This is a genomic window from Streptomyces sp. 4N124 (genome assembly GCF_052245395.1).
In the GTDB taxonomy this organism is placed as follows: Bacteria; Actinomycetota; Actinomycetes; order Streptomycetales; family Streptomycetaceae; genus Streptomyces.
Genome location: NZ_JBQQBS010000004.1, coordinates 68,127 through 86,348, shown reverse-complemented (window position 1 = coordinate 86,348; position 18,222 = coordinate 68,127). Strand labels below are relative to the sequence as shown.

Below are 18,222 nucleotides of genomic sequence, written 5' to 3'. Positions count from 1 at the left end.
GTCCACGGCCCGGCGTGCTCAGCCGGCGTACATCTCCGCCTCGCCGCCCATGACGGCGATCCGGCGTCCGCGCATGTCGCCGACCTGGGCGACGGCCCCCGCCCACTCCGGGCTCCGCAGCGCCTTGCGCAGGTCCTCGGCCGTGTCGAAGCTCAGGACGGAGACGCCGTCCCAGCCCTCCGAGCGCGGTTCGAGAGCCTCGTCGATGTCGGTGTGCCGCCAGGCGCGGAGTCCGGGCAGCCGGCGGGTGAGTTCGGCGTGTTCGCCTCGCCACCAGTCGATGAATCGCTCATGGGTCCACTCGGGCGGCCGGGCGGCCAGCAGGACGAGGTTGTACATCACGCCTCCTCAGGTGAACAGGACCGCCGGCGAACGTCCGATCAGCAGGCGCCGCACCCTGCCTTCGCCGTCCAGCCGGGCCGAGGCCACGAAGCTCGCCTCCGGCACGCCCGACCTGCGTACCTCGCCGAGGTACAGCTCGTCCCGGCCGACGGTGCTCGCGCCAAGCAGGTGGTGGGTGCGCACGCCCACTTCCCGCTGCGCCAGGTAGCCCTCCATCTCGGCCCGGCCGCCGTGGAAGTCGGTGCCTTCGTCGCCCCCGGTGGAGAACAGGATGGAAAAGGCGAAGTCGTCACTGATCAGGTCGAGGATCCGGTCGGCGTCGTCGCTGTCCAGGATGGCGAACCAAGCGGCCAGGAACGGCGCGGCGGACGTGGACGGCGCGGTCACGGCCGGTCCACGAGATCGAAGTCGGGAGTGAAGAACGACTGGTAGCGCGCCATCAGCCCGGCCGGTGACACCTGTACGGCGGAGAGGAACGCGCCGGTGGTCACGCCCTGGTCGACGACGAAGCCATAGGCCGTCTCGACATCGCCGTCGACCGCGTACCGCACGAGTTCGTGCCTGCGGTCCACGGCGTCGCGCCCGGCGATGTACGCGGCGAAGTCCTCGCGGGACGTGCCGGTCCGTTGGCCGCCGGGGAGGGCGATGAGGAACCGGAAGCCGGATTCCAGGAGTTCGAGGGCCTTTTCCGGGTCCTGGCCGTCCATTCTGGCCATGTACTCGCGAAGCACCATTGCCGATCGCTCTCCCTCAGCGTCTATCAGTAAACAACCTGAGTTCAGTTCAATTTGAACTGTAAGCCCAGCGCCCCGCCGCCGACAAGAGGCGGGACGTCGCGCGACGGGGCCGGTCCGCGCAGGGTGGAGAGGGCTACTCCGCGACCATCCGCACCACGCACCCCTCGATCATCTCGCTGATCTCCGACAGGGGAATCGCTCCGGTCGGCCGGTACCAGCGCCAGACGCTGACGATCATGCCGAGGACGGCAAGACCGAGGGTGTGCGCGTCGCGGACCGGGAAGGCACCCTTCGCCATGCCGCGCATCAGCAGGTTCGTCCAGTCCCGCTCCACCATCTGGACCAGTTGACGGGCCGCGACGCGCTCCGTCTCCTCGCGCTTGGACTTCCGCGGGTTGGCCAGCAGGGACATGTTGGCCTGCAGGATCCGCATCTGGCGGATCTCCCGCTCGGTGACCGCGAAGGCGCTCCGGACCGCCGCGCGCACCTCCTCCACCGGGTCCGTCTCATCGGTCGTGGCCTCGACGAACTGGTCGTGGGAGCGCTGGAGTTCCAGCCGCATGATGGTGAGCAGACAGTGGGCCTTGGACTCGAAGTAGTGGTACAGAGCGGTCTGCCCGATGCCGACCCGGTCGGCCACCTCCGACCACTTGGTGTTCTCGTAGCCGTCCTCGCCGAACCGCTCCACGGCGGCCACGAGGATCGCGCCGCGCTTCGACCTGGGCCCCTCCTCCGGATCCACGATCCGCGCCCTTGCCATCGCCTCTCCCTCTGCTCCACGGGCGGTTCCGATCACCGTCCGGTCGTCCGAGAGTAGACCCAAGTTCAGGTCGGGTTCGAATCGAAGATCGGTCGCGCGCACCCGGGCGGCGGAGGATCGGGCCGCGCGGGCTCCTGCCGAGCGAAGTCGGGCCGGCGCCCGGCGAGGAACGCCGCCACGCCTTCCCGGCCCTGCGCGGACACCGCGGCGGCGGCCAGGTGGCGGGCCTCCGCGTCGAGGTGTTCGTCCAGGCCGGCGGAGAGTGCCCTGCGAACGAGCCGCCGCGTCACCCCGTAGGCCCCGGTGGCTCCGCGCGCCAGCGCCCTCGCCGTCTCGACGGCCTCCTCGTACAGCCGTCCGGGCGCGACGATCCGGCTCACCAGCCCCATCTCCAGCGCCTCGGCAGCCGGCACGCGCCGGTTGGTCAACAGCAGGTCCAGGGCCCGGCGTGGCCCGACGAGCCGGGGCAGCGACCAACTGACGCCGGCGTCCGGCGTGTACCCGATCGCGGTGTACGCGGCCGTGAAAGAGGCGTCGGTCGCCGCGAGACTGACGTCCGCCGCCGTCACGAGTCCCAGCCCCGCCCCCGCGACGGCCCCCTGCGCGGCGACCACCAGCGGAGCGTCCAGCGCGGCGAGGATCCGCAGCGCCTCGTGGAGCGCGTCGGTGACATCGGTGAGATGCCCTGCCAGGCGCTCCCCGGACAGCGCGGCGAACTCCTTCAGATCACCGCCCACGCAGAAGGACCGCCCCCGTCCGGTGAGCAGCACCGCCCGCGCCCGCGTCGCCTCGCACTCGCGCACGGCGTCCAGCATCTCCCGGGCCGTCGTCAGGTCGATCGCGTTGCCCGCCCCGCGGCACATTTCAACACGTGCCAGCCCGTCGCCGTCCACCTCGATCGTGACCCTCATCGCGCCGTCCATCCGCCGTCCACGGTGAGCACGTGCCCGGTGCAGTAGGAGGACGCGTCGGAGGCCAGGTAGAGCAGCGCCCCGTCCAACTCCCCCTGCTCACCGCCGCGCCCCAGCATCGTGCCCCGTTCGACCCAGCGCCGGGAGCGCTCGTCGGAGAACAGCCCGTCGGTCATCTCCGAGGCGAACCAGCCGGGGGCGAGCGCGTTGACCCGCACCCCCGAGCTTCCCCACTGCCCGGCCAGTTCACGGGTCAGACCGATGAGACCGGCCTTGGACGCCGCGTAGGCCGCACCGCCCAGCGGGGCTCCGGAGACCAGCCCCAGGATGGACGAGACGTTCACCACCGATCGCATACGACCGGACGACGGCGCCTCGGCCAGCAACCGCGCGAGGTGGAAGGGTGCCACCAGGTTCACGGCCAGGACGCCGGCGAAGTCCTCGGCGCTCTCCTCCTCGGCGCGTACGGCTCCGGAGGCGCCCGCGTTGTTGACGAGCACGTCGAGGCGGCCGGTCTCGTCGAGCGCCGTCTCCATCAGCCGTACCCGGTCCTCCTCCCGCGAGACGTCGCAGAGGACGGGGTGGATGCGCGGATCCTCGTCGGCGAGTTCCTTCAGCTTCTCCAGTCGACGGGCGGCGGCGAGGACGGTGGCACCGGCCGCGGCGAGCACCACGGCGAACCGGGCGCCGAGTCCGGACGACGCCCCGGTGACCACGGCGGTCCGACCGCGCAGCGAGAACAACTCCGGCACCGGGCGCACGACGGGGGTCATCCCTCCACCCCGATGGGCAGCGCGGTCGCCCCGCCGTCCAGGACCAGCGTCTGCCCCGTCATCCAGGACGAGGCCTCGGACGCCAGGAAGACGGCCGCGTGCGCCACGTCCGCCACCGTCCCGAGCCTGCGCAGCGGCAGCTTCGCGGTCAGGATCGGCTCCCTGGGCTCCCAGACGGCCCGGGCCAGCTCGGTCTTGATCAGCCCGGGCGCGATGGCGTTCACCCGTGCCTTCGGCCCGAGTTCGTAGGCGAGTTGCCGGGTCATGTGCAGCATGGCCGCCTTGGTGGCGTTGTACCAGCCGATGTGCGGGTCGACGATCAGTCCACCGACGGAGGCGATGTTGACGACCGCTCCCCCGTGCTCCTGCATCCACGCCCGCCAGGCGCACCGGGTCCAGGCGACCATTCCGTACTGGTTGACGCGTACGGTCTTCTCCGCGCGCGGCAGGTCGAGGTCGAGGAGGTCACCCATGTACGGGTTGGTGGCCGCGTTGTTGACCAGGACATCGAGACGGCCGAAGCGGGACATCGTCTCCTCGACGCAGCGCCGGGCGTCGTCGGGCTCCCCGGCGTTGGCGACCACCTCGTGCACCTCACCGTCCCCCTTGGCCCGCAGCAACTCCTCGCGCGCCGCGGCCAGTCCGTCCGGCTTCCGGGCCGCGATCACCACATGGGCGCCCGCCTCGCGGTACGCCTTCGCGATTCCGAGACCGATTCCCCGGGAACCGCCCGTGATGACCGCGACCCGGCCGCTCAGTACCTGTCCGTTCACGCCGACTCCTCCGGGTATTTGGCCAGCTCACGCCGCGCGACCGTGCGCAGATGCACCTCGTCGGGCCCGTCCGCGATCCTGAGCGCCCGGGTGATGGCGTACAGCCGCGCCAGTACGGTGTCGTCGCTGACGCCGGCCGCCCCGTGCGCCTGGACGGCCCGGTCGACCACCCGGTGGGCGACCTCCAGGGCGGCCACCTTGATGGCGGCGACCTCGGTACGGGCGGCCGAGTTGCCCTGGGTGTCCATCAGCCAGGCCGACTTGAGGACCAGGAGCCGTAGTTGCTCGATCTCGATGCGGCTGCGGGCGATCCACTCGCGTACGACGCCCTGTTCCGCGAGCGGGCCGCCGAAGGCGGTGCGGGTCAGGGTCCGGCGGCACATCAACTCCAGGGCGCGCTCGGCGAATCCGACGGCCCGCATGGCGTAATGCATGCGCCCGGGTCCCAACCGCCCCTGTGCCAGGGCGAATCCCTCCCCCACGCCGCCGAGGAGCGCCGAGGCCGGCACCCGTACGTCCTCGAACAGCACGTCGCCGTGGCCGCAGCGGTCGGTGTAACCGAACATCGGCAGATCACGCAGGACGGTGATGCCGAGTGTGTCCCGTGGGATCAGCAGCATGCTCTGCTGCCGGTACGTCGGCGCGTCCGGGTCGGTGACGCCCATCAGGATGATCAGCCGGCAGTCCGGATCGAGGATTCCGGACGTGTACCACTTGTGGCCGTTGACCACGTACTCGTCGCCGTCACGGGTGATCCGCGTGCGGATGTTGCGCGCGTCGGAACTGGCGACCTCCGGTTCGGTCATCGCGAAACACGAGCGGATCTCGGCGGTGAGCAGGGGCCGCAACCAGCGGTCCTGCTGCTCGGGTGTGCCGAAGAGGGCGAGCAGTTCCATGTTGCCGGTGTCGGGTGCGGAGCAGTTGAACACCTCGGGCCCCATCACCGACCGTCCGGCCAGCTCGGCGAGCGGTGCGTATTCGAGGTTGGTGAGGCCGGCGCCCCAGTCGCCATGCGCGAGGAAGAGGTTCCACAGGCCCTCGGCACGCGCCTTCTCCTTCAACTCCCGCATCACCGGCGGGAGTCGATGGGGGTCGTTGCCCTCGGCGAGCTGCCGGTCGTACACGGCTTCGGCGGGCAGGACGTACTCGTCCATGAACGCGGCCATGCGGTCGCGGAGTTCTTCGGCCTTCGGGGTGAGTCCGAAATCCATGCCGGCGCTCCTTCAGGGCATGGGGGCGACGATGCCGCGCGCCGTGCGGATCATCTCCGCGATCGTCGGCGGCAGCCGCTCCTGGTCGGGGTCGTGGTGCTTGCCCTCGCGGTGTCTGCGCAGGTTGTGGCCCATGATCGCGGCCATCTTCGTGCGCGCCAGGGCGCGGAACCAGTCGAGGGCGGGTGGTTCGGGGCGGCCGTCGAGGTAGGCGGCGAGCAGTTCCTCCTCGCCTGGCAGGCCGGGCACGGTCCGCCCGAGTCGGGGGAAGTTGGTGTGGTCGGCGAAGAGAAGGAACCAGGTGAGGTCGATCCGGGGATCGCCTACGGCCCAGATCTCCCAGTCGACGACTGCGACCGGCCGCTCGCCCCGGCACAGGACGTTGGCGAGCCGGAAGTCGCCGTGGGTCAGCACGGGCGGGATGCGCGCCGGTACCCGGGACGCCAGGGCGCCCAGCAACTCCTCGGACCCGGGCCGCAGTTCGATCGGTACGGCGCGCATGGTGCGGGACCACCGCTCCAGCTCGCTCGCCGGGTCCAGTGGGGGCTCGGACGCGTCCGCTCCCGTGTCGTGCAGGTCTCGTAGTACGTCGGCCACGGCCAGCATCCGGGTCCGGCACAGCCCCGGATCGAGCCGGTGCTCGTCGAGGACCGGCTCGATCGCCTCGCCGTCCGCGAACTCCATGGCGAACCAGGCCGGTTCGCGTTCGTCGACCGCGGCGACTCCGGGCACGGGCACGGCTGATCCGGTGAGCAGGCGCAGCACCCGGGCCTGGCGGAGCACGTCGTTGCGGCCGATGGGCCGCTGTCCGGGTGGCACCGCCTTCACCACATAACGGGCCGTTCTCGAGGCGATGGTGTAGGTGAGTCCCGAGTGGCCGCCGGGCAGGGTGCGCAGATCACCGAAGGACTCGCCCGGATGCCGTTCGGCGAGGCGTGTGCGGACCCGTCCGGCGAGTTCGGTCACCTCGGTCGCGGTGCTCAACGACCGGCCCCCTTCGGCTCCTTGGGCAGTCCCAGCACGCGTTCGGCCAGGATGGTGCGCTGGATCTCGTCGCTGCCGCCGGCGATGCGGTAGCCGGGCGCGCCGAGCAGGTGCTCGGTCCAGGCGAAGGTGCCCCACTCCCCCGTGTCGGCGGCGAGGCGTGGCCCCAGCAGCTGCTGGACCAGGTCGGTGGTGGCGCGCATGGTGGCGGTGGCGTGGAGCTTGCCGACCGAGGCCTCCGCGCCGGGTTCGCGGCCGGCGACCAGGGCGGCCGTGACACGGAGCCCGATGAGCCGCTGAACGAGGGAGCGGACGAACAGGTCGGCCGCCTGCTGCCGTTCGCCGCCGGTGAGCGGCCGGGGCAGGTGCCGGGCGAGGTCGAGTGCGCGGTCGGCGTTGTCCAGGCCGAGGCCGCCGGAGTCGAGACGCTCGGCGGCCAGCACGGTGAGGGTGACCCGCCAGCCCTCGCCGACGGGGCCGAGCCGATCGGCGTCCGGGACGAACACGTCGTCCAGGTAGACCTCGTTGAAGCTGGAGCCGCCGGTCATCTGGCGGATGGGCCGTACGGTCACGCCGGGCGCGTCCATCCGCACCAGGAAGACCGTGATGCCCGCGTGCTTGGGCGCATCCGGGTCGGTACGGCACACGGCGACGCCCCAGGTGGCGACGCGGGCGCCGGACGTCCAGATCTTGTGGCCGCTGAGCACCCAGCCCGCCCCGTCCCGCACGGCGCGGGTGCGAACGGCGGCGAGGTCGGAGCCCGCCTCCGTCTCGGAGAAGAGCTGGCAGGCGAGTTCGTCGGTGCGGAGCATGGGGCGCAGCCAGCGCCGCTTCTGCTCGTCGGTGCCCCAGACACGGATCGCGGGAGCCACGAGTTGCTGGGTGACGGGGAAGATCTCGGTGCGCCGGGGCACGTCGAAGGCGGCTTCCTCCGCCCGGTACAACTGTTCGTAGTGGGCGGGCAGTTCACGCCCTCCGTACTCCTCCGGCCAGCCGAGCGCGCCCCACCCCTGGTCGTGGCGGGTGCGTTCCCACTCCCGTGTCCGGTCGGTGTGCTCGCGCTCCTGCGCCTCGGTCCGGTTCTCGAAGACGGCCACGGAGTCGTCGCCGCTGCCCCATGCCCGGCGCGTGGGGCGGGCTTTCGCCACGCCCGTCAGCCAGCGCCGGGCCTCGGCACGGAACTCCTCAGGGTCCGGGATGCGGGTCATGGTCCTCCCTTCAGCGAGTCAGTACGGTGCAGGCGCTGACGCCCGGTGCTCCGTACACCTGGGTGAAGCCGGCCGCCGGGCCGCCGGGCACCTGCCGTTCGCCCGCTCTCCCCCGCAACTGCTGGACGATCTCGTGGACTTGGCGCAGCCCGGAAGCGCCGATGGGCTCGCCGTTGGCGATGCACCCGCCGTCGGTGTTGACCGGCAGCGCTCCGTCGATCCCGGTGCCTCCGGAGGCGATCAGCCGCTCCTGCTCGCCGTGTTCGCAGAACCCGCACTCGGCCAGGTGCATCACCTCGGCGCCGCTCTCGGTGTCCTGGAGCTGGCACACGTCGATGTCGTCCGGCCCCAACCCCGCCTGTTCGAAGGCCAGTTGTGCCGCGTCGGTGCTGACACTGGTCGGCGTGCCGGGCGGCGCCCAGGGGCTGAACACCTCGAAGGAACCGAACCTCCTGGTCCGTACGACGGCCGCCCGCAGTGCGATCGGGCTGCCGCCCAGGTCACGCGCGACCGTCCGGTTGCACAGGATCAGGGCGACCGCACCCTGGCCGGGTGAGCAGAACATGTACCTGGTCAGCGGGTCGTTGACCATGCCGGAGGCCAGGATCTCGTCCGCGTCGAGCGGTTTGCGGCGCCAGGCGTGGGGAGTGAGCACCCCGTTGCCGTACGCCTTCTGTGCGACCAGCGCGAGCGTGCGGGCGCTGATGCCGTGATCGTGCATGTACCGCTGGATCTTCATGGCGAAGAACTGGGTGGTCACCATGAGCCCGTCGCGGCCGTAGACCTCGTCGAGCCCCCAGTCGGCGGGCCGTGGGTCGAAGGCGCCCCGCGGGTGCTTGTCGAAGCCGACGGCGAGGGCCACGTCCGCCGCGCCCGAGCGGATGGCGTTCACGGCCGAGACCAGCGCACTGCCACCGGTCGCGCAGCCATTGCGCACGTTGACGAACGGCACTCCGGTCAGGCCGAGTTCGGCCACCAGCGTGTCGGCGTTCCCGGCCGCGTCGCTGCCGCCGTACGCGGCCCGGACGCGCGACCACGGCAGTCCGGCGTCGGCGAGGGCCGCGCGGACGGCCCGCTCGGCGAGCTGCCTGCCGGTCGCCTCCGTACGGGCGAAGGAGGTGATCCCGGCGCCGCAGACCAGCACCTCATCGGCGCTCATACGGCGACTCCCGAAGCGGCGGCCCTGGGGACGCCGTCCCCCGCCGTGACCCGCAGCGGCATACCGATCGTGATCCGCTCGGGAGGGACGTCGAGCGCGGCCAGCACCCTGACCCCCTCGGGCAGTTCGACGTATCCGACGGCGAAGGGTTCGAACCCCGTGTCGGGCACGGCGTACGGCGGCGACTTGGGCGCGTACCGCTGGACGGTCCACGTCCACAGCGTGCCGGTCGCCGAGAGGGCGATCGGCTCGGCCGGGCCCCCGCAGCGCGGGCACGCGGGGTCGGCCGGGTAGACAGCCACCGCACAGTCGGCACACCGGGAGCCGCGCAGTCGCCCCGCGTCGCTCAACGACCCTTCCACTGCGGCTCCCGCTTCTCCAGGAACGCCGCCACGCCCTCCGCCGCGTCCTCGGAGTTGAGCATCACGCCGACCGCGAGGTGCTCCATGACCATCAGGGACTGGATGTCGGCATCGAGGCTCCGGTCGATGGTCATCTTGGTGATCCACATCGTGAACGGGCTCTTGTCGGTGAGCTGTTCGGCGAACTCCTCGACCGTCGCGTCCAGCTTGTCCGCGGGTGCCGAGGAATTGATGAGGCCGAACTCCGCCGCCTCGACGCCGGTGAGCAGTTTGCCGGTGAGCATGAGTTCCTTGGTCTTGCGGACACCGATCATCCGCGGCACGCGGTAGATGGGGCCCGCTCCGCCGAACAGCGCACGGCGGATGTGGAAGTCGCCGATCAGGGCGTCGTCCGCGGCGATCGCGAAGTCGCAGGAGATCATCAGCTCGAAGCCGCCCGCGGTGACGTGGCCTTCGAGAACGGCGATCGACGGGGTCTTCATCGAGTACAGCCGGTCGCAGACCTTCGCCGACTTCACGGCGACGTCGATGGCGTTGGACCGTCCGACGAAGTCGGCCTGGAGGCTGTCCAGGTCGAAGCCGGAGCAGAAGGTGTTGCCGCGCCCGCGCAGGACCAGCACGCGCAGCTCGGGGTCCTCGTCGACCTCGGTGATGATCTCGTCGAGCCGGTCCAGGATGGGCACCGTCACGCAGTTCTTCTTGTGCGGCCGGTTCAGCCAGACCCGCGCCACATGACCGTCCCGCTCGAACTGGATCTCGTCTTCGACTGCCATGAGCTCCTCCAACCTGAACTGAATTCAGTACGATTCTGAGGGCGGTGGTTGCCCCTGTCAATGGTCCGTCGGGCCGTGCTGTCTTCAGGCGCCGCGGGCCGGCCCGTCCTCACGACCGGCGAGACCGAGCAGCCCGGCCAGTCGCAGCCGGTGGTCGTCGGCGGTGCCGAACAGGGCCTCGTCGGCCCGCGCACGGCGTAGGTACAGATGGGCCGGGTGCTCCCAGGTGAAGCCGATCCCGCCGTGGAACTGGACGTATTCGGCAGTGGCCAGCCGGTACGCCCCCGTGCAGGCCACCGCCGCCGCACTCGCCGCCACCGGCACCTCGGCCGTCCGCGAGGAGACACAGGCGCTCGCGTACGCCGACGCCGACCGGGCGCCCTCGATCTCGACGAGCAGATCGGCAAGCCGGTGCTTGACGGCCTGGAACGATCCGATGACCCGACCGAACTGGGTTCGCTGCGACACATAGGAGAGGACGGCGTCCAGGGCGTGCGCGCTGCCGCCGACATGCTCGGCCGCGAGTGCCACCCGTCCCGCGTCGACGACGGCGTCGGCGATGCCCGGCGCCTGTCCGGGCTCGCCGACCGGTTCGGCCGGCGCCCCTCGGAAGCGGACGCGTGCCTGACGGCGCGTGGGGTCGAGGACCCGGCGAGGTGTCCGGGCGCAGGTCGCATCGTCCGGCTCGCAGCCGAACAGCCGCTCCCCGTCCGGGGTGCGGGCGCGGACCAGCAGGAGATCGGCGCTCTCTGCGTCGGGGACGAAATCGGCCGCTCCGCGCAGCACCCATCCGTCGGGGCCGCGCTCGGCCGTCAGATCGGCCGGGTGCAGGAATCCGGCGACCGTGGCCGTGAGCGCGCCGGAGGCGAGTGGGGGCAGCCAGCGTGCGCAGGCCCGCGGGTCGCCGCTGCCGAGCAGGGTCTGTCCGGCGAGGACGACGGTGGACAGCAGCGGAGCCGGGCACAGCGCGCGGCCCGTCTCCTCCAGAGCCACGGCGAGTTCGGTGAAGGCGCAGCCGGCGCCGCCGTACTCCTCGGGCACGGCGAGCCCGTGCACCCCGATCTCGCCCGCGAGCCGATCCCACAGCACCCGGTCGTGACCGCGTGGGCCCTCCGTCTGCTTGCGGACCTCCTCGGGACCGCAGGTCTCGCTGAGCAACTGTCGTAGGATCTGGCGCAGTTGGCGCCGTTCGTCGCTGTCCAGCAGCAGCGCCGGATCGGCATCGAGCCGGAACATCCAAGCCTCCCTAGACCGTGAAGCGTCCACCGTTGGCGAGGAGGACCGCGCCGACGAGGTTCGCGGCCTCGTCGCTCGCCAGGAACAGGGCGATGTCGGCGATCTCCTCCGGTGTGGCGTACGGGCGCACCCGCGGATCGGCGAAGCCACGGCGCAGTGCCGCGGGCGTCCTGGCGGCCATGCCGGTCTCGGTGGGCCCCGGTGCCACGGTGTTGACGCGGACGCCGAACGCGATCGCCTCCTTGGCGACCGACTGGCTCAGCGTGTGCGCACCGGCCTTCGATGCCGCGTAGTGCGGATAGCCGGCCGGAGCATCGAAGGCCGACGAGGAACCGATGGTGACGACCGCTCCGGACCGGCGCGGTGCCATGACCCGGAGGGCGGCGCGCAGCACATGGAAGGTGCCGGACAGGTTGACCCGCACGACCCGCTCCCAGGCGGTGTCGTCGAGCCGCCCTGTCACCTCCGGTGGCCGGTCCGCGACCAGGGCTTCGGCGATCCATTCCTTGGCCGTGGGGTCGTCGACCCCGGCCGCGTGCACCACCGCGTCGAGCCGCCCGTGCCGCCGTACGACTTCGGCGAAGGCCCGCTCGACCTCCGCGGGCGCGGCCACGTCGACGGTCAGCGGCCGCGCTCGCGCCAGTCCCTTCGCCACGGCCTCGGACGCCGGGCCGTCCACGTCCGCAACGAAGACCTCGGCACCCTCCGCGGCAAGTCGCCGCGCGACCGCCGCGCCGATACCGGATGCGGCGCCGGTGACGATGGCGACCCGCCCGTCGAAGCGTCCGAAGTGCTCGTGCTCCATGTCCGGTCACCATCCCTCGCCCCAGCTACTGAACTGACTTCATTTTTGTTACTGTCTCAGGTATGTCAACAGGCGGGACGCGAGCCGTACAGCTGACCCGATGGGGCGGCCCACCGGTTCTCATCGAATCCGAACGCCCCAGTCCCACGGGCGAAGAGGTCCTGATCCAGGTCGAGGCGGCGGGGCTGTGCCGCTCGGATCTCCATGTCATCGACGCCCGGCCAGGCGATCTCCCGTACCGAACTCCCTTCACCCTCGGGCACGAGGTCGCGGGCCGGGTGGCCGAGCGCGGCCCGCAGGCCGTGGGACCGGCGGTCGGCGAGCGCGTGGTCGTCTACGGCCCCTGGGGCTGCGGGAACTGCGCGCGGTGCACGGCGGGCGCGGAGAACTACTGCGACCGGCGCGCACACCTTGATGCCGCCCTGACCGGTACGGGAGCGGGGCTCGGGCGCGACGGAGGGATGGCCGACCTCATGCTCGTGCCGTCGGGCAGCCTGCTGGTCCCGGTGGGCGACCTGCCCGCGGTCCAGGCGGCGCCGCTGTCGGACGCCGGGCTCACCGCCTATCACTCCGTGGCCGCGGTGCGGCCTTCTCTCGTCGACGGCACGAGCGTGGTCGTGTTCGGCGTGGGCGGCCTCGGGCATGTGGCCGTCCAGATCCTGCGGGCCACGACAACCGCGCAGATCTTGGCCGTTGACGTGCGGGCGGAGGCGCTCTCCCTGGCCGAAGCGTGCGGCGCGCACTTCGGCACGCTCCTGCGGCCCGACACCGGGGCGGTTCTCCTGGGCCGGACCGGTGGCGTCGGAGCGGCAGCCGTACTCGACTTCGTCGGCAGCCGGTCCAGCCTGGGATTGGCGGCGGGCCTGCTGCGGGCCGGCGGGGAGCTGGTCGTGGTGGGCAGCGGAGGCGGGGAGCTTACGGTGCGCAAACCGGGCGCGCTTCCCGCTGGAGCCCGGATCTCCTTGCCCTTCTGGGGGACCTTGCCCGAACTGGCAGAGGTCGTTGCCCTGGCACGCAAGGGGGTCCTGAAAGTGGAGGTCGAACGGTTCGCACTGTCGAGCGCGCTGCAGGCGATCGAGAGGCTGCGCTCGGGCCGGGTACGAGGGCGCGTGATTCTCGCTCCCTGAGATCCGGCCGAAACCGCACGACCCAGCCACCCCCAGCGCACCTCTCGACTACAGAAGTGAGTTCAATTAGCGTCGTTGCCATGGACGCGGAGACAGTGGATCTGCTGGTGATAGGCGGCGGCATGGCCGGTCTCTCGGCCGCCGCCCGGGTCGCTGCCGAGGGTGGCTCGGTGGTTCTGGTGGAGAAGGCGGAACGCACCGGCGGCTCCGCCCGGTTCGCCGGTTTCGTATGGACGACCCCGACCGTCGAGGACATGCGCCGGGTCAACCCGGACGGCGACCCGGAGCTGGCGGCCGCTCTGGTGGCCGGGTTCGCCGACGGCGTGGCGTGGATCCGGTCGCTCGGCGTGGAATGCCGACCGCCGGTGCCGGTGCTCGGCTTCGGCCGCGGACACCAGGTCGACACGAACCACTATCTCGACGCGTGCGAGCGGATGCTCCGCGACCGGGGCCAGGAGGTGCTGACCGCCACCCGGACTCACTCACTGGTGACGGAGAACGGCGTGGTCAAGGGGGCGGACTGCCTCCTGCCGGACGGATCCCGGCGCCGGATCGAAGCCGGTTGGACCCTGCTCGCGACCGGCGGATTCCAAGGAGATCCGAGCCTGCGCGCCGAGCGCATCCACCCCCAGGCCGAGGACATCGGGCTGCGGGCCAACCCGCACAGCCGGGGCGACGGCCTCGCACTCGGGCGGGCCGCGGGCGCGGCGTTCGGCAGGCAGGACGCGGGGTTCTACGGGCACCTGATGCCGGCGGGCGTCTCCCTGTCCGATCCCGCACGCTTCGTCGACCTCGCGCTCTACTACAGCGAGCACGCCCTGCTGTTCGACACGACGGGCGAGCGCTTCGTCGACGAGACGGCCGGGGACCACCTGACAGCCATGGCGCTGCTGGAACGACCGGAGGCCCGCGGCCTGTTGGTCGCCGACGCGGGGGTGCACCGCGAGTGGATCAGCGCCTCGTACGTGGAGGGGATCCCCGGCGTGAACAAGTTCCAGCTGTGCCATCGGGCCGGCGCCCGCAGCGCGGTGGCGGACAGTCTGGAGGACTTCGCGTCGATGCCCGAGGAGTGGGGCTATCCGGGTACCACCATCCGTGACCGCATCTCGCAGTTCAACGCCACGATGCGCGCGAACGGCGCGACAACGCCCGGCAGGCTGCTCGACCGCCGGCCGCTCGACGAACCGCCGTTCTACGTCCTCGAGGCGGCCCCGGCGATCACCTTCACCTTCGAGGGTCTGCTGATCGACGCGAGGGCGCACGCGCTGTCCGCGGACTCCGGCGGCAGGCATCCGGTACCCGGCCTGCTCGCAGCCGGTGCGGACGCGGGCGGACTGTACCGGCGCGCCTACGCCGGCGGCCTCGCCCCCGCGCTGGTGTTCGGCCTTGCGGCGGCACGGACCGCGCTCACCGAGACCCCGGCGGCCGTCGGGCGCTGAGCCCCGTTCGGCCGCTCGGCACGAAATCCGGTGCACGAGGCTTGCCCGCCCGGCTCCGGAGTGCCTAGCTTACTGAATTGAGTTCACTTTAACTCAACTGTTCGTGAGGTGGTCATGCTTCTCGCACATGTGGCGCGATCGCGCTCTTCCACCGAGGAGGGGCTGTGAGTCAGTTCCTGCTTGTCCTGGTCAGCGGGGTGGCCAGCGGAGCCGTGTACGGCCTCATCGGCCTCGGGCTCGTGATCATTTATCGGGCCACGGACGTCGTGAACTTCGCGATGGCGTCGATCGCGACGCTGGGTCTGTACGTGGCGGTCTCGCTCCACGACCGCGGTGTGGCGACGGTGCTCGGCGTCCTCGCCGCCGTCGCGATCACCGTGTCGGCGGGCATGCTGGTACGCGAGACGGTGATCCGGCCACTGGGGCAGGGGCAGCTGTTCTCCGCTCTCGTCGTGACCATGGGCGTGTCCCTGATCGCGGAGAGCGTGGCCGGATCGATCTGGGGCGACCAGCCGAAGGCCTTCCCCAGCCTGGTCGACGGGACGGTGCGCTGGTCGGGCGCCGCGGTGCCGGTGCAGAGCCTGGTGACGATCGCGGTCGCGGCCGTGGCGATGGCGCTGGTGGGCTATCTGTTCGCCCGCACCACGCTCGGCTCCGCGATGCGCGCCGCGGCCGAGTCGGCGGACACCGCCCGGGTGCTGGGGCTGAGTGCGCAGCGCCTGGCCAGGATCTCCTGGGCGCTCGGCCTCGGTCTCGCCGCGCTCGCCGCCTGTCTGTACGCCCCACGGTCCGGGCTGGTGCCCACCGCGCTGGTCGCACCGCTGTTCCGGGCCTTCGCCGGGATCTTCCTCGGTGGCCTGACCAGCATGTACGGCGCCGTCCTTGGCGGGCTGACCATCGGTGTCCTGGACAACCTGGCGGCGAACTACGTCTCCGCCAGTTTCCGGGACACGTTCGTGTTCTCGTTCACCGTGCTGGTGCTGCTGATCCGTCCGCAGGGCATGTTCGGCACCCGCACCTTCCAACGGGTCTGAGGGGTCGTATCCATGGTCTTCAACCGTTCCCTCCTGGCGAAGGCGGCGCTGGGCCCGGCCGCCGGCGCGGTGCTCATGGCGTTCATGGCCGCCGGCGCGATCCCCGCGTACCAGATGTACTCGGTGGGGCTCGCGGCCGTGTACACCATCGTCGTGCTGTCGGTCGGCCTGCTGGCCGGCTGGTCCGGCATCTGGTCGGTGGGCCACCCCGCGTTCTTCGCCATCGGCGCCTACTTCACCGCGTACGGCAGCGGCCACGACTGGCCCCTGGAAGCGGTGGTCCTCGGTGCCGTCGCCACCGGTGCCGTCCTGGGCGCCTTCATCGGGTATGCGGGTGCCAGGTTCTCGGTGCTCTACATCGCCCTGCTGACGCTGGCCTTCACGACGGTGACCCTGGAAGTGGTCAACCGCTGGAGCAGCGTGACCGGCGGCGACCAGGGCGTGCCGGTGATCGAGCTGCGCAGCGCGCTCGGCCTGGGCACTCTCCTCGGTGGCGGCACCGACGCCCAGTACCTCGCCGTCGGGGCCGCCGCCGTCGTACTGGCGCTGGCCGTACCGGCCGCCGGCTCCGGGCTGCGGATGCGGCTGGTGGCCGCCAAGTCGCACCCGCTGGCCGCCCGTACGATCGGTATCGCGCCGGAGGCGCAGTCGTCCCTGTCCTTCGCGGTGAGCGCGGCCTGCACCTCCTTCGCGGGTGTGCTGCTCGGTCTGCTCACCGGGTTCGTGAGCCCGGACCCGTTCTCGCTGACCTTCGGCATCTCGCTGATCGCGGCCTGTGTGCTCGGCGGGGTCGGCACGATCCTCGGCGCCGTGGCCGGCGGCGTCTATCTGACCTGGAACCCCTCGCTCTCGTCCGCTGTCGGGCTGCCCCAGCCGGTCGTGCAGGGCCTCGTACTGATCGCGGTGCTCCTCTTCCTGCCGGGGGGCGTCGTGCCGTTCCTCGCCAAGCCCGCGCGGAGCGTCGTATGGCGCGTGCTGCGGCGACCGGACGAACACGTCCCGTTGCCCGCCGACGAGTCGGCGGAGCTGTCACCGGTCCGGGCCGCGTCCGAGACCGCGGGCGACGACCCCGTCCTGCTGCGGCTGGAGCACGTATCGGTGTCGTACGGCGGACTCAAAGCCTTGGAGGATGCCTCGCTGTCCCTGCGGCAGAACGAGATCCTGGCGGTCATCGGGCCCAACGGGGCAGGGAAGACAACCCTGTTGAACGCCCTGTCGGGGCTGACGGGGAACGGCCGGGTGAGCGGGAGCGCCGACTTCGCCGGCCGGCCCCTCCTGAAGGCCAGGGCGACCGCGCGGCGGCGGCTGGGCATCGGACGCACCTTCCAGCACGCGGAGGTGTTCTCCGAACTCACTGTCGCGGAGAACGTGTTGTGCACCCGTCGCCTGATCACCGCGCGTGACCGGCAGTCCGTCGCGCGGCTGCTGCGCTCCGTCGGTCTCGCTGACGTGGCCGACCGCCGCCCCGGTGAGCTTCCGTTCGGGCTCCAGAAGCGCCTCGACCTGGCCCGCGCGATGGCCGAGGAACCGAAACTCCTGATCCTGGACGAGCCGTTCGGCGGCCTCGACGCGGGCGAACGGGCGCTGCTGGCACAGCACATCAGGAGGCTGCACGCCGAGGGCACCGCCGTGGTGGTCATCGACCACGTCCTCGACGACCTCTTCTCCGTCGCCCACCGGGTGATCGCCTTCGACTTCGGCCGCACGATCGGCGAGGGCACCCCGGACACCGTCCTGCAGGATCCGGCGGTGCGGTCGTCGTACCTGGGGACGGTCGACGGCAGGACCCCGCTGCCCGAGCACGTGGGCGAGCGGAGCATGATCCGCCTGCGCGGGATCGGCCATACCTACGGCGGCGTGGTTGCCGTGCGCGACGTCGACCTCGATGTCCGCCAAGGGGTCGTGCTGGGCATCGCCGGGGCCAATGGAGCGGGCAAGAGCACGCTGGGCGGCATCCTGCACGGCTCACTCAAGCCCGCCCGGGGCGACAGGGAGACGGACGGAACCGTCCGCACCAGCCTGGCGCCCGAGGGGCGGGCCCTGTTCAAGACGCTGTCCCTGCGGGAGAACCTCGAAGTGGCGGCGTATGCGGCGGGCATCACCGGCGCGCCGCTGCGCGAACGGCTGGAGGAGACCGTCGAGTGGCTGCCGCCGCGGCTGCGCGACCGGATGTCCGCCTCCGCCGCCGGGCTGTCCGGCGGCGAGCAGCAGATGCTCGCCATCGCCCGGGCCCTCATCGTCCGGCCGGACGTCCTGATCGTCGACGAACCGGCGCTCGGGCTCGCTCCCGCCCTGGTCGACGAGGTCTACGACCGGCTGGCCCGGCTCGCCCACGACGGCCTGACGGTCGTCCTGCTCGAACAACTGCTCAGCCGCGCCATGTCCGTCTGCCACGAGGTCGTCGTGCTGCACGAGGGCGGCATCGCCGCCCACGGGCGTCCGGGCGACCCGGAGTTCGCGGAGCAGGCGGAAGCGGCGTACTTCAGCGGCGGCCTGGATGCGGCCGCCACGGCGGCGAAGGCCGACGCCCGGACCTCCCCAGTGAATTGACAATCCCGTTGTGAACGAGGTGGACCGTGTTCCGGACA

At 71.6% G+C, this 18,222-nt stretch carries 19 protein-coding genes; 4 read left to right on the top strand and 15 right to left on the bottom strand.

Going from position 1 to position 18,222, the window contains the following annotated elements:
- Positions 1-18: 18 nt before the first annotated feature.
- The 15 genes from ACTWQO_RS05565 to ACTWQO_RS05495 all read right to left on the bottom strand — a co-directional run bounded on the left by ACTWQO_RS05565 (position 19) and on the right by ACTWQO_RS05495 (position 12,034).
- Positions 19-339 carry an EthD family reductase gene (locus ACTWQO_RS05565; protein ID WP_443236079.1) on the bottom strand — a complete coding sequence of 107 codons (321 nt, stop codon included), beginning with the start codon at positions 337-339 and terminating at the stop codon, positions 19-21.
- A 9-nt stretch (positions 340-348) separates the two neighbouring features.
- A complete protein-coding gene (locus tag ACTWQO_RS05560) occupies positions 349-729 on the bottom strand; it encodes a nuclear transport factor 2 family protein (protein ID WP_443236078.1) in 381 nt (126 codons plus the stop codon).
- The gene (locus ACTWQO_RS05555) at positions 726-1,076 is read right to left on the bottom strand and encodes a nuclear transport factor 2 family protein (RefSeq protein WP_443236077.1); all 351 of its coding nucleotides are present in this window, start codon (positions 1,074-1,076) and stop codon (positions 726-728) included. Before ACTWQO_RS05555 ends, ACTWQO_RS05560 begins: the two co-directional genes overlap by 4 nt.
- 136 nt (positions 1,077-1,212) lie before the next feature.
- Positions 1,213-1,839, bottom strand: coding sequence for a TetR/AcrR family transcriptional regulator (locus tag ACTWQO_RS05550; RefSeq protein ID WP_443236076.1), 627 nt, complete (start codon positions 1,837-1,839; stop codon positions 1,213-1,215).
- 65 nt (positions 1,840-1,904) lie between these two features.
- The gene (locus tag ACTWQO_RS05545; protein ID WP_443236075.1) at positions 1,905-2,750 is read right to left on the bottom strand and encodes an enoyl-CoA hydratase/isomerase family protein; all 846 of its coding nucleotides are present in this window, start codon (positions 2,748-2,750) and stop codon (positions 1,905-1,907) included.
- Positions 2,747-3,523 carry an SDR family NAD(P)-dependent oxidoreductase gene (locus ACTWQO_RS05540; protein WP_443236074.1) on the bottom strand — a complete coding sequence of 259 codons (777 nt, stop codon included), beginning with the start codon at positions 3,521-3,523 and terminating at the stop codon, positions 2,747-2,749. Before ACTWQO_RS05540 ends, ACTWQO_RS05545 begins: the two co-directional genes overlap by 4 nt.
- Positions 3,520-4,296: an SDR family oxidoreductase gene (locus ACTWQO_RS05535; protein ID WP_443236073.1), complete on the bottom strand. Its 777-nt coding sequence runs from the start codon at positions 4,294-4,296 to the stop codon at positions 3,520-3,522. Before ACTWQO_RS05535 ends, ACTWQO_RS05540 begins: the two co-directional genes overlap by 4 nt.
- On the bottom strand, positions 4,293-5,507 hold the full coding sequence (locus ACTWQO_RS05530; RefSeq protein ID WP_443236072.1) for an acyl-CoA dehydrogenase family protein: 1,215 nt from the start codon (positions 5,505-5,507) through the stop codon (positions 4,293-4,295). The genes ACTWQO_RS05535 and ACTWQO_RS05530 overlap by 4 nt, the downstream gene beginning before the upstream one ends.
- Before the next feature lie 12 nt (positions 5,508-5,519).
- Complete coding sequence (locus tag ACTWQO_RS05525) at positions 5,520-6,491, bottom strand: phosphotransferase family protein (protein WP_443236071.1); 972 nt, start codon at positions 6,489-6,491, stop codon at positions 5,520-5,522.
- Positions 6,488-7,699 (bottom strand): acyl-CoA dehydrogenase family protein, encoded by a 1,212-nt coding sequence (locus ACTWQO_RS05520; protein ID WP_443236070.1) that lies wholly within the window; start codon positions 7,697-7,699, stop codon positions 6,488-6,490. The genes ACTWQO_RS05525 and ACTWQO_RS05520 overlap by 4 nt, the downstream gene beginning before the upstream one ends.
- A gap of 10 nt (positions 7,700-7,709) precedes the next feature.
- Complete coding sequence (locus tag ACTWQO_RS05515; RefSeq protein ID WP_443236069.1) at positions 7,710-8,858, bottom strand: thiolase family protein; 1,149 nt, start codon at positions 8,856-8,858, stop codon at positions 7,710-7,712.
- Positions 8,855-9,208, bottom strand: a complete 354-nt coding sequence (locus tag ACTWQO_RS05510) for a Zn-ribbon domain-containing OB-fold protein (protein WP_443236068.1) — start codon at positions 9,206-9,208, stop codon at positions 8,855-8,857. The genes ACTWQO_RS05515 and ACTWQO_RS05510 overlap by 4 nt, the downstream gene beginning before the upstream one ends.
- Positions 9,205-9,993, bottom strand: coding sequence for an enoyl-CoA hydratase/isomerase family protein (locus tag ACTWQO_RS05505; RefSeq protein WP_443236067.1), 789 nt, complete (start codon positions 9,991-9,993; stop codon positions 9,205-9,207). The genes ACTWQO_RS05510 and ACTWQO_RS05505 overlap by 4 nt, the downstream gene beginning before the upstream one ends.
- 84 nt (positions 9,994-10,077) lie before the next feature.
- A complete protein-coding gene (locus ACTWQO_RS05500) occupies positions 10,078-11,229 on the bottom strand; it encodes an acyl-CoA dehydrogenase family protein (protein WP_443236066.1) in 1,152 nt (383 codons plus the stop codon).
- Positions 11,230-11,239: 10 nt separating this feature from the next.
- Positions 11,240-12,034: an SDR family NAD(P)-dependent oxidoreductase gene (locus ACTWQO_RS05495; protein ID WP_443236065.1), complete on the bottom strand. Its 795-nt coding sequence runs from the start codon at positions 12,032-12,034 to the stop codon at positions 11,240-11,242.
- A gap of 62 nt (positions 12,035-12,096) precedes the next feature.
- Here ACTWQO_RS05495 and ACTWQO_RS05490 point away from each other — a divergent pair, with 62 nt between their 5' ends.
- The 4 genes from ACTWQO_RS05490 to ACTWQO_RS05475 all read left to right on the top strand — a co-directional run bounded on the left by ACTWQO_RS05490 (position 12,097) and on the right by ACTWQO_RS05475 (position 18,184).
- On the top strand, positions 12,097-13,161 hold the full coding sequence (locus tag ACTWQO_RS05490; RefSeq protein ID WP_443236064.1) for an alcohol dehydrogenase catalytic domain-containing protein: 1,065 nt from the start codon (positions 12,097-12,099) through the stop codon (positions 13,159-13,161).
- A gap of 80 nt (positions 13,162-13,241) precedes the next feature.
- Complete coding sequence (locus tag ACTWQO_RS05485) at positions 13,242-14,600, top strand: FAD-dependent oxidoreductase (protein ID WP_443236063.1); 1,359 nt, start codon at positions 13,242-13,244, stop codon at positions 14,598-14,600.
- Between the two features lie 164 nt (positions 14,601-14,764).
- Entirely contained in the window at positions 14,765-15,634 is an 870-nt protein-coding gene (locus ACTWQO_RS05480; protein WP_443236062.1) for a branched-chain amino acid ABC transporter permease, read from the top strand.
- A gap of 12 nt (positions 15,635-15,646) precedes the next feature.
- Entirely contained in the window at positions 15,647-18,184 is a 2,538-nt protein-coding gene (locus ACTWQO_RS05475; protein WP_443236061.1) for an ATP-binding cassette domain-containing protein, read from the top strand.
- Positions 18,185-18,222: the final 38 nt, after the last annotated feature.

Bases quoted from the DNA above. Each gene is read 5' to 3' on its own strand.
- ACTWQO_RS05515 (WP_443236069.1), bottom strand. From the start codon at position 8,858: ATGAGCGCCGATGAGGTGCTGGTCTGCGGCGCCGGGATCACCTCCTTC.
- ACTWQO_RS05490 (WP_443236064.1), top strand. From the start codon at position 12,097: ATGTCAACAGGCGGGACGCGAGCCGTACAGCTGACCCGATGGGGCGGC.
- ACTWQO_RS05495 (WP_443236065.1), bottom strand. From the start codon at position 12,034: ATGGAGCACGAGCACTTCGGACGCTTCGACGGGCGGGTCGCCATCGTC.
- ACTWQO_RS05540 (WP_443236074.1), bottom strand. From the start codon at position 3,523: ATGACCCCCGTCGTGCGCCCGGTGCCGGAGTTGTTCTCGCTGCGCGGT.
- ACTWQO_RS05530 (WP_443236072.1), bottom strand. From the start codon at position 5,507: ATGGATTTCGGACTCACCCCGAAGGCCGAAGAACTCCGCGACCGCATG.
- ACTWQO_RS05485 (WP_443236063.1), top strand. From the start codon at position 13,242: ATGGACGCGGAGACAGTGGATCTGCTGGTGATAGGCGGCGGCATGGCC.
- ACTWQO_RS05475 (WP_443236061.1), top strand. From the start codon at position 15,647: ATGGTCTTCAACCGTTCCCTCCTGGCGAAGGCGGCGCTGGGCCCGGCC.
- ACTWQO_RS05565 (WP_443236079.1), bottom strand. From the start codon at position 339: ATGTACAACCTCGTCCTGCTGGCCGCCCGGCCGCCCGAGTGGACCCAT.
- ACTWQO_RS05555 (WP_443236077.1), bottom strand. From the start codon at position 1,076: ATGGTGCTTCGCGAGTACATGGCCAGAATGGACGGCCAGGACCCGGAA.
- ACTWQO_RS05545 (WP_443236075.1), bottom strand. From the start codon at position 2,750: ATGAGGGTCACGATCGAGGTGGACGGCGACGGGCTGGCACGTGTTGAA.
- ACTWQO_RS05550 (WP_443236076.1), bottom strand. From the start codon at position 1,839: ATGGCAAGGGCGCGGATCGTGGATCCGGAGGAGGGGCCCAGGTCGAAG.
- ACTWQO_RS05520 (WP_443236070.1), bottom strand. From the start codon at position 7,699: ATGACCCGCATCCCGGACCCTGAGGAGTTCCGTGCCGAGGCCCGGCGC.
- ACTWQO_RS05500 (WP_443236066.1), bottom strand. From the start codon at position 11,229: ATGTTCCGGCTCGATGCCGATCCGGCGCTGCTGCTGGACAGCGACGAA.
- ACTWQO_RS05505 (WP_443236067.1), bottom strand. From the start codon at position 9,993: ATGGCAGTCGAAGACGAGATCCAGTTCGAGCGGGACGGTCATGTGGCG.